This is a genomic window from Flavobacterium sp. (genome assembly GCF_044376915.1).
Taxonomy (GTDB): Bacteria; Bacteroidota; Bacteroidia; order Flavobacteriales; family Flavobacteriaceae; genus Flavobacterium.
This window is the reverse complement of record NZ_JBILKB010000152.1, coordinates 1-8,735: the sequence shown is the minus strand read 5'-3', so window position 1 is coordinate 8,735 and position 8,735 is coordinate 1. Positions and strand designations below refer to the sequence as shown.

Here is an 8,735-nt window from a genome sequence, read left to right as displayed (position 1 = left end):
TAAGGTCACTATTGCCCCTACGATTGAAATATAAGCTCCAATTTTCGTTTTATCGATCAGTTTGTACCAAACGGATAAATTGGTGTAAATGCCTAAGAAGAAATTAGCCAATACAATTAAAGGCACAATCTCCATTGCAGTCCAATAACTTTCTTTAGGCACTAAAAATAATTTTAATACATCGGCAAAAACGATGACACCTAAGCAAATGAATGATCCAAAAATGACAAAATACTTCGTTATGGTAGCATAGGTTTGTGGTGCATTTTCGTTACTGGCATGACTGAAGAAAAAGGGTTCGATTCCTAAGGTATACGCTGTTCTGAACAACACCATAAACATTCCTATTTTATAACATGCCGAATAGGCTCCAATATCGGCCATATCTACATGCATCCAATCCAATAGAATTTTATCAAAGTGTTCGTTGATGGCAAAAGCAATTCCTGCAATTAATATAGGCAAACCATAGTGCATCATTTTTTTCCAAAGTGCTACATCAAACTGCCATTTTATTTTGAAATAATCGGGTAAAACGAATAGTAATGTGACCAAACTTGCCATCAATCCCGAAATAAACACATAACCAACTTGAAAATTGTTGTAATAGATGGTTTGTAGCAATAGATTATTTGAATTGGCAGCTAATTTGGGTAAAAATGCCAAGAAAAAAATGTTCAATAACAAATAGATCAATACGTTTGAAATCTTAATTACGGCATATTTTATAGGACGGCTTTCGGCTCTAATTTTAGAAAACGGAATAATCGCTAACGCGTCTAAAGCCAAAATCCAAAGGGCAAAAACAACATATTCTACATTAATTTCAGACCAAAGCGCCAAGTTTTTTCTAAAAAGCAACAGTATAGCAAAAAATATGATCGTGGACCAAAACATCGAAATGGTAGCGGTGGATATGACCTTACTTTTGTTGGATTCTGAATTATAAAAACGGAAAAAGGCCGTTTCCATTCCGTAGGACATTACGACATTGAAAAAAACCAAATAGGAAAAAATTACAGATACTTCACCCATTTCGCTATTATCGGTTAGATAATAAACGAGGATTGGATTCAGAATAAAACTAATAATTCTGGGTAAAACGGTCGCTAAACCATAAATAGCTGTTTGTTTAAAAAGACTTTTATAAAGACCCATTCCTGATTTTTAGAATAACAAATGTAATTAAAACTTTGGTTTTGCCGAAGGATATTCCAACATTGGTCTTTCAGTAACCTTCTTGATTTTTATTTTGATTTCTTTACCACTTTTTACAAATAGTAAAAGAGCTTCTTCGGGATGTAATTTGTATTGGGTTTTAGGGCTAGTGCTTTTAGATGTAACATCGCCATCAAATTTTTGTTGGTTGCCTTCGGTTTTTATTCTTGCGATAAAATGTAGGCTATCGATTTTCTCAAATGGAACCTCATAGCCTCTGAAAATTACTTTTTCTAATTCGATTTCTTTACTTAAAGGTGTTTTTAAATCCACATAAAAATGGATCCCGCTTCCACCACCACGCACACCTGCCACCCATGTTTCATAAGAAGCTTGAAGGGTTTCTTGAAGGGCTTTTTTCTGACTTGAACAACTGATCATTGTTATCGAGAAGAGTAGTAAAAGTAATTGCTTCATGACTTTTTTACTTTAAAAATTTGATGAAATGAAATCCTTTGGGCACAAACCCATGGTTCATATAAAATTTGTGTGCCCCAAAATTTGTGGAAAAAGCATCTAAAACAATCATGTTGCACTGTTCGTCCATTGCCTTCTGATTCAAATAATCGGTCATGATGCTTCCAATGCCTTTCGAGCGAAAATCTTCATGCACCACCACATTATCCAATTCTAAATATTTTCCACTCCATAACTTAGTACCTATCCAAAATCCTGCCAACCCTAACGTAATTCCGTTTGCTACAACAATTAACTGTTTGTAATTATTCGGAAGCATCGCGCTCAACAAATCATGATACTTTTCGGTCGAATAATCGGGGTAGAGTTGTTGAATGAGCGGAAATTGCTCCATCATTTCATCAATTGTAGTCAATTCAATTAACTGTTGCATCTTATTTTTGAAGTAAATTTTGGTTGAATAAGTCTAAAATTCTTCGGTATTCGTCGACCCAAGAATAAGTCCTTTTAAATCCGTGTGCTTCTACTGGAAAAACGGCTAAATCCCAGTCTTTTTTCCCTAGTTCAATGAAGCGTTGTGTCAATCGAACAATGTCTTGAAATTGCACGTTGTCGTCTACCATTCCGTGGAGCATTACCAACTTATCTTGTAAATTATCCGCAAAATAAATCGGCGAACTTTTCTTGTATGCTTCAGGATCGGTTTCTGGGAAATTCAAAATGTTTGACGTATACCCGTGATTGTAATGCGCCCAATCGGTTACTGAACGCAAAGCTGCACCTGCTTTGAATTCGCCTGGTTTGGTCAACAATGCCATCAAGGTGATGAATCCGCCATACGATCCGCCATACATTCCCACTCGGTTGGTGTCAATGCCTAAATTTTGCACCAAATAATTCTTTCCATCCAATTGATCCGATAAATCTTTTCCTCCCATGTGACGGTAGATTCCGGTTCTAAAATCGCGCCCATAACCATCACTCGCTCTATAATCGATATCTAAAACGGTGTACCCCAAATCGGTTAACAAATTATGAAACATGTATTCTCGTTGGTAAGTACTCCAATAATTGTGTGCGTTTTGCAAATAACCCGCGCCGTGCACAAAAATAACCGCCGCTTTGTTCTTGTTTTCTACTTTTGGTTGGTACAAACGGGCATAAACTGTCGTTCCATCTTCGGCTTTAAACGTAATGACTTCTGGTGTTTTCCAATTGTATTTTTTAAATTCAGCAGTTGTCGAAAACGTAATTTGTTTTAATTCGGCATTTGGTTTATTCGTTCCCACATACAATTCCCACGGTTTGTTTTTATACGAATAACGCACCAAAAGCGTTTTTTCATCGGGAGATAATTCCACTTCATAATTGCCATCTTTCGTTAGAATTTCGGGCATTTTTTTGGAAGCGATGTCTAATTTGTAGAAACTTCTGTTGCCGGGGTGCGTGGTGGTAGTGGTGATGTAAAATGATTTTTTATCGTTGGATAATGTTACTTCACGAACTTCCCAATTGCCTTTTGTTAACGCTTCTTTTTGTTTGGTTTTCAAATTATACGTGTACAAATGTGAAAACCCTGTTGCTTCCGATTGAAAATAAAACGTCGAATTATCAATGAACCCTAACGTACCGCCACTAAAACTATAACCCGGAATTCCTGGTCCGCCAATCCAAGCGTCGTCGTGTTGGTGCTCTAATTCGGTGATGGTTCCTGAAGCTACATCCAATTGCACGATCCAGCGGTGTTTGTTGTCTTGACTTCTGATTTCTAAAACCGCATTTTTTCCGTCTTGGCTGTACACCGGACTCATCATGACAATTGCGGTTTCATAATCCGATTTGCCTTTTAGATTTTCGTAGTCTTGATAATATTTTGGAGCGTCTTTGATTCCGGTTAAATGGGCAAACGAAACGTAATACGTAGTGTCTTTTGCTACATTGAAAATTCCGAATTTGTGTTTGCTTAAATTAGCTGTCGAAACTTTTGCACGTGCTTTATCACTTTGGGTAAACCCATCATTTGTAATAAAATTTTCAACATTAGTTGCAGTTTCAGTAGGATAATCCGAAAGTCGAAACGTTACAAATTTTCCATCGGGTGATGCTTTTACTTGTTCAACTACTGATTTATCAAAGAAAATTTCTTTTGGAAACTTCTCTTTTTTGGATTTGGATTGCGCTGCATACCAATCGTCTGCCTTTGCTTCATCGCGCACAAATTGAAACAACTCCTTTTGTTGGTCTTTCAAAAACGAATCTTCTGCTTTTGCTTTATTTTCTTTTCCCGATTTAAAATTGGTCAACATCACCATCGAAAAATCTTTGGTATTAAATTGGTATAGATTTCTGTTTTGCTGAAAAAATAGAATATCCGAATTGGTACTTCTTTGCACGGCACTAATTCGGTCAGCAGATTGGATGATTTTCTTAGTCTTTTTTGTGGATTTAGTATACGCATACAAAACGCCTTGATTGGTATAATACACCACATCATATTCTTTTTGCGTGGGCATGAAATCAATATCATAAACAGGGTTTGATGCCGTTACTTTTTGAGGTGTTTTTAACGAAGTATTCCAGAAATACGTGCTATTTCCTATTTCGTTATTCGGATTCCAATCGAATAAAACGGTTTCTCCATCGATAGACCAACGGTGATTTGAAGGTTGGTGCCCGATGAATTCGTCGCCTTTCATGATGTCTTCTAAACGAAGCTGTTGGGCCTGACCAAAAATGGTGAAAAGTAAGAGGAAGAAACCGCAGTATTTTTTCATTGGAAATAGTTTGATTCTTACAAATATACCAATAAAAGTAAATGCGGAAAAAAGGTTTTGTGAATTGAAGTGTTTTTGAGAATTTTTTTGGGGTAGGAATGGGATTCTGGGCTATCGGGGTTGATTCTTACAAATTTACCACACGATAGGATTAGCTTCGCTGAATTTCATTTCGTGCGGGAGCGGGGTTAATTTATTTAGATTATTATTTTATTTTATATGTTAGATTAAAAAATTAAATACTTTTTGTTTAACTTTTTTTAATTTTTATTAAACAAATTATTTAGCTTTGATTCAATTAATCAAAAAAAATATGAAAATATGAAAAACTTAATTCAAAAAATTACACTAGTTGTTTTATGTACTTTAGTAGTATCATGTGATAATGAGGACAACAATTCTCAAAAAACAATTACTGAAATTGCAGTTGCTAATCCAAATTTATCAATTTTAGTTACTGCTCTTAATCGTACAAACCTTGCAACCACTTTAGATGGTAGTGGACAATTTACTGTTTTTGCTCCAACAAATGACGCGTTTAACGCTTTTTTCGCTTCTCTTGGTAGTGGCGTTAATGTTAATAATGTAAACGAAGCTGTGCTTAAGTCAATTTTATTAAACCATGTTATAGGTTCAGAAATAATGAGTGCTGCAATTCCTTCTGCAACTTATGCTGCTACATTATCACCAATAAATTCATCCGTAAATGCTCCAACAATAAGTATGTTTGTCCAAAAGTCTGGGTCAAATGTTTTTATTAATGGAGGAACAGCAACTACTGGTGTAAAAGTTACTACTCCTGATGTAGACGCTAGTAATGGTGTAGTACATATCGTTAATGCGGTAATTCGTATTCCAACTGTAGTTGATCATGTTGTTGCTAACCCTGAATTTGATACCCTTCAGGCAGTTGTAACGAGTACTGGTGGTACTTTCGGAAATCAAAGTGCCGTATTAAGTGCTCTATCAGGCCTAACTGCTAGTGCTCCAGCGACATTATTTGCTCCTAATAATGCAGCTTTTACTGCAGCTACTACTGGAACAGGATTTGCTGTAGGTGCAACAGCACAGCAAGTTACAAAAGTATTACAATATCATGTGACAACTGCAGGAAATGTACGTTCAAATCAATTGACAAATAACCAAGTTATTCCTATGATAACCAGTCCAGTCCAAAATACAACTGTAATTCTTGGTACAGGCATTGTAGACATAAGAGATACTTCTAATACTCTCTCTAGAGTATTCCAAGCTAACATTCAAGCATCAAATGGGGTAATTCATGGAGTCAATAAAGTATTACGTCCAGTATTCAATTAATATTTTTTATTATTTGACTTATTCGTAAAATAAATTAATTAAACACTTGCTATATCATGCAAGTGTTTTTTTTACTTATTTTTAAAATACGACTAATGTGACAGCGCATTAATTGTTAATTTCAGATGAATAAAAAACTATTCTTCTGAAATATAAAACAAAAAAGTCCCGAATAAATCGGGACTTTCTTTAATATCTAAATTAAAATTAGTTATTCAAAGCTTCTGCTCCACCAACGATCTCAAGGATTTCGTTTGTAATAGCTGCTTGACGCGCTTTGTTGTATGTTAATTTTAATTGGTCTCTTAATTCTGTAGCGTTATCGGTTGCTTTATGCATTGCGGTCATACGCGCTCCGTGTTCTGCTGCAAATGAATCTCTAATCGATTTGTACAATTGTGTTTTTAATGATTTTGGAATCAAAGTCAACACAATTTCTTCTTTAGAAGGTTCAAAAATATAATCAGAAGCAACCACTTCACCACCCACAATTGGAGCTAAAGGTAAAAACTGTTGTGTTCTTACAATTTGAGTTGCCGCATTTTTAAATTCGTTGTACACGATTTCGATTTTATCATAATCGCCGGCAACAAATTTATCCATTAACTGTTGTGCAATGTCTGAAGCATTTTCAAACGTTAATTGGTCAAAAATAGTGTTTTGAACCTCAATTACGTTGTTTGTTTTGCGCAACACGTCGTTTCCTTTTTTACCAATAGCAAAAATATCTACTTGTTTTCCGGCATACGTATCTGCAACTAATTTAGCTTGTTTAATAACATTGGTATTGAACGCGCCACACAAACCTCTATTTGAAGTAATTGCCACGATAAGTACTTTTTTTACTTCTCTTTGAGCTGTAAAAGCACCACCTACTTCTCCTTCAAGGGTTGCACTTAAGTTTTGTAATAGTTCGGTTAGTTTTTCTGCATAAGGGCGCATTGCAGTAATTGCATCTTGTGCCTTTTTTAACTTTGCAGCAGAAACCATTTTCATCGCCGATGTAATTTGCATCGTAGATGAAACTGAAGTAATCCTATTACGTATTTCCTTTAAGTTTGCCATTTTGTTAATTTGTCAATGTGCCAATTTATCAATGTGCCAATTAATTGTCTAATTGACACATTGTCTAATTGACTAATTAATTATATTTCGCTGAAATTTCTTTCGCTACTTTTTCTAAAACGTCAGTGATGTTGTCATCAAACTTACCTGCTTTAAGCGCGTCTAATGTATCTCTGTGTTTAGCGTTTAAGTATTCTAAGAAATCTTTTTCAAATTCTTTAACTTTATCAACGGGTACATTACGCAACAAGTTTTTAGAACCTGCATAAATAATTGCCACCTGATCTTCAACTGTAAAAGGAGAGTTTAAACCTTGTTTTAAGATTTCAACGTTTCTTTTTCCTTTTTCAATTACGTTTAAAGTAACGGCATCTAAGTCAGAACCAAATTTTGCAAACGCTTCTAATTCACGGAATTGTGCTTGGTCTAATTTTAAAGTACCTGCTACTTTTTTCATGGATTTAATTTGTGCATTACCACCCACACGCGATACCGAAATACCTACGTTAATTGCAGGACGAACTCCCGAGTTGAATAAATCACCATCTAAGAAAATTTGTCCGTCTGTAATCGAAATTACGTTGGTTGGGATATAAGCAGAAACGTCACCCGCTTGTGTTTCGATAATTGGCAACGCTGTTAACGAACCACCGCCTTTAACGATTCCTTTGATAGAATCTGGTAAGTCGTTCATGTTTTTAGCGATTTCGTCGTTGTTAATTACTTTACAAGCTCTTTCCAATAAACGAGAGTGTAAGTAGAAAACGTCTCCAGGATATGCTTCACGTCCTGGTGGTCTTCTTAATAATAAAGATACCTCACGATATGCAACAGCTTGTTTTGATAAATCATCATAAACAATCAACGCTGGACGACCAGAATCTCTAAAATATTCACCAATTGCAGCACCTGCCATAGGAGCATATACTTGCATTGGAGCTGGATCAGAAGCGTTTGCAGCAACAATAACGGTATACGCCATGGCACCTTTTTCTTCTAACATTTTAGCGATTCCTGCTACAGTTGAAGCTTTTTGCCCAATTGCAACATATATACAGAATACAGGTTGACCTGCATCATAAAATTCTTTTTGATTTAAGATGGTATCAATACAAACGGTTGATTTACCCGTTTGACGGTCACCAATAACCAACTCACGTTGTCCACGACCTACAGGAATCATTGCATCAACTGCTTTTACTCCGGTTTGTAATGGTTCCGTTACGGGTTGACGGAAGATTACTCCAGGTGCTTTTCTTTCTAATGGCATCTCAAATAATTCGCCACCGATTGGCCCTTTACCATCAATTGGCTCTCCTAGTGTATTTACAACACGACCTACAACTTGTTCTCCTACTTTAAGAGAGGCAATACGTTGTGTTCTTTTTACTGTTGAACCTTCTTTGATTCCTGTTGAAGGTCCTAAAAGTACCACCCCAACATTGTCTTCTTCTAAGTTCAATACGATAGCCTCTAATCCGTTTTCGAATTGTACTAACTCTCCATATTGAGCGTTTGATAATCCGTAAACACGAGCGATACCGTCTCCAACTTGAAGTACTGTTCCAACTTCTTCTAACGATGCACCAGATTCAAAACCTGATAATTGTTGTTTTAATATTGCTGATATTTCAGCAGGTTTAATTTCAGCCATTGTGATATATCTTTAATGGGATATTAATTACTAAATTCTCTTTTTAAATTTTGCAATCTGTTTGCCACAGATGCATTGTATTGTTTGTCACCCATTCGTAAAATAAATCCTCCGATGATGGCTGGATCTACAATGTTTTGGATGGTAATATTTTTAGTTGAAAAGGTTGCAATTTTTGCTAATACTTTTGCTTCTAACTCTGCTGAAATTGGAAATGCAGTAGTTACTACCGCCGTTTCAATTCCGTTAAGTTCATCATGCAAAGCATTATATTGAATGGCAACATC

8 protein-coding genes are annotated in these 8,735 nt (G+C 35.8%); 1 reads left to right on the top strand and 7 read right to left on the bottom strand.

What is annotated here, in order from left to right:
* The 4 genes from ACIQ6Z_RS10085 to ACIQ6Z_RS10070 all read right to left on the bottom strand — a co-directional run.
* Positions 1–1,158: lipopolysaccharide biosynthesis protein (locus ACIQ6Z_RS10085; RefSeq protein WP_396210742.1), on the bottom strand; the 1,158-nt coding region annotated here is incomplete at its 3' end.
* A 27-nt stretch (positions 1,159–1,185) separates the two neighbouring features.
* Positions 1,186–1,635, bottom strand: a complete 450-nt coding sequence (locus tag ACIQ6Z_RS10080; RefSeq protein WP_396210741.1) for a hypothetical protein — start codon at positions 1,633–1,635, stop codon at positions 1,186–1,188.
* A 7-nt stretch (positions 1,636–1,642) separates the two neighbouring features.
* Positions 1,643–2,068 carry a GNAT family N-acetyltransferase gene (locus ACIQ6Z_RS10075; protein ID WP_396210740.1) on the bottom strand — a complete coding sequence of 142 codons (426 nt, stop codon included), beginning with the start codon at positions 2,066–2,068 and terminating at the stop codon, positions 1,643–1,645.
* Position 2,069: 1 nt separating this feature from the next.
* A complete protein-coding gene (locus ACIQ6Z_RS10070) occupies positions 2,070–4,409 on the bottom strand; it encodes a prolyl oligopeptidase family serine peptidase (RefSeq protein ID WP_396210739.1) in 2,340 nt (779 codons plus the stop codon).
* Between the two features lie 321 nt (positions 4,410–4,730).
* Between ACIQ6Z_RS10070 and ACIQ6Z_RS10065 the strand changes: the two genes are divergently transcribed.
* Positions 4,731–5,729 (top strand): fasciclin domain-containing protein, encoded by a 999-nt coding sequence (locus ACIQ6Z_RS10065; RefSeq protein ID WP_396210738.1) that lies wholly within the window; start codon positions 4,731–4,733, stop codon positions 5,727–5,729.
* A gap of 207 nt (positions 5,730–5,936) precedes the next feature.
* Here ACIQ6Z_RS10065 and atpG read toward each other — a convergent pair whose 3' ends face one another.
* The 3 genes from atpG to ACIQ6Z_RS10050 all read right to left on the bottom strand — a co-directional run.
* Positions 5,937–6,794 carry an ATP synthase F1 subunit gamma gene (gene atpG / locus ACIQ6Z_RS10060; protein WP_396210737.1) on the bottom strand — a complete coding sequence of 286 codons (858 nt, stop codon included), beginning with the start codon at positions 6,792–6,794 and terminating at the stop codon, positions 5,937–5,939.
* A gap of 76 nt (positions 6,795–6,870) precedes the next feature.
* Positions 6,871–8,448, bottom strand: coding sequence for a F0F1 ATP synthase subunit alpha (atpA, locus tag ACIQ6Z_RS10055; protein ID WP_396210736.1), 1,578 nt, complete (start codon positions 8,446–8,448; stop codon positions 6,871–6,873).
* Positions 8,449–8,471: 23 nt separating this feature from the next.
* The coding region (locus tag ACIQ6Z_RS10050) for a FoF1 ATP synthase subunit delta (protein ID WP_396210735.1) at positions 8,472–8,735 on the bottom strand (264 nt) is incomplete at its 5' end.

Coding starts and splice junctions, on each gene's coding strand:
- atpA (WP_396210736.1), bottom strand. CDS start 8,448: ATGGCTGAAATTAAACCTGCTGAAATATCAGCAATATTAAAACAACAA.
- ACIQ6Z_RS10075 (WP_396210740.1), bottom strand. CDS start 2,068: ATGCAACAGTTAATTGAATTGACTACAATTGATGAAATGATGGAGCAA.
- ACIQ6Z_RS10070 (WP_396210739.1), bottom strand. CDS start 4,409: ATGAAAAAATACTGCGGTTTCTTCCTCTTACTTTTCACCATTTTTGGT.
- ACIQ6Z_RS10065 (WP_396210738.1), top strand. CDS start 4,731: ATGAAAAACTTAATTCAAAAAATTACACTAGTTGTTTTATGTACTTTA.
- atpG (WP_396210737.1), bottom strand. CDS start 6,794: ATGGCAAACTTAAAGGAAATACGTAATAGGATTACTTCAGTTTCATCT.
- ACIQ6Z_RS10080 (WP_396210741.1), bottom strand. CDS start 1,635: ATGAAGCAATTACTTTTACTACTCTTCTCGATAACAATGATCAGTTGT.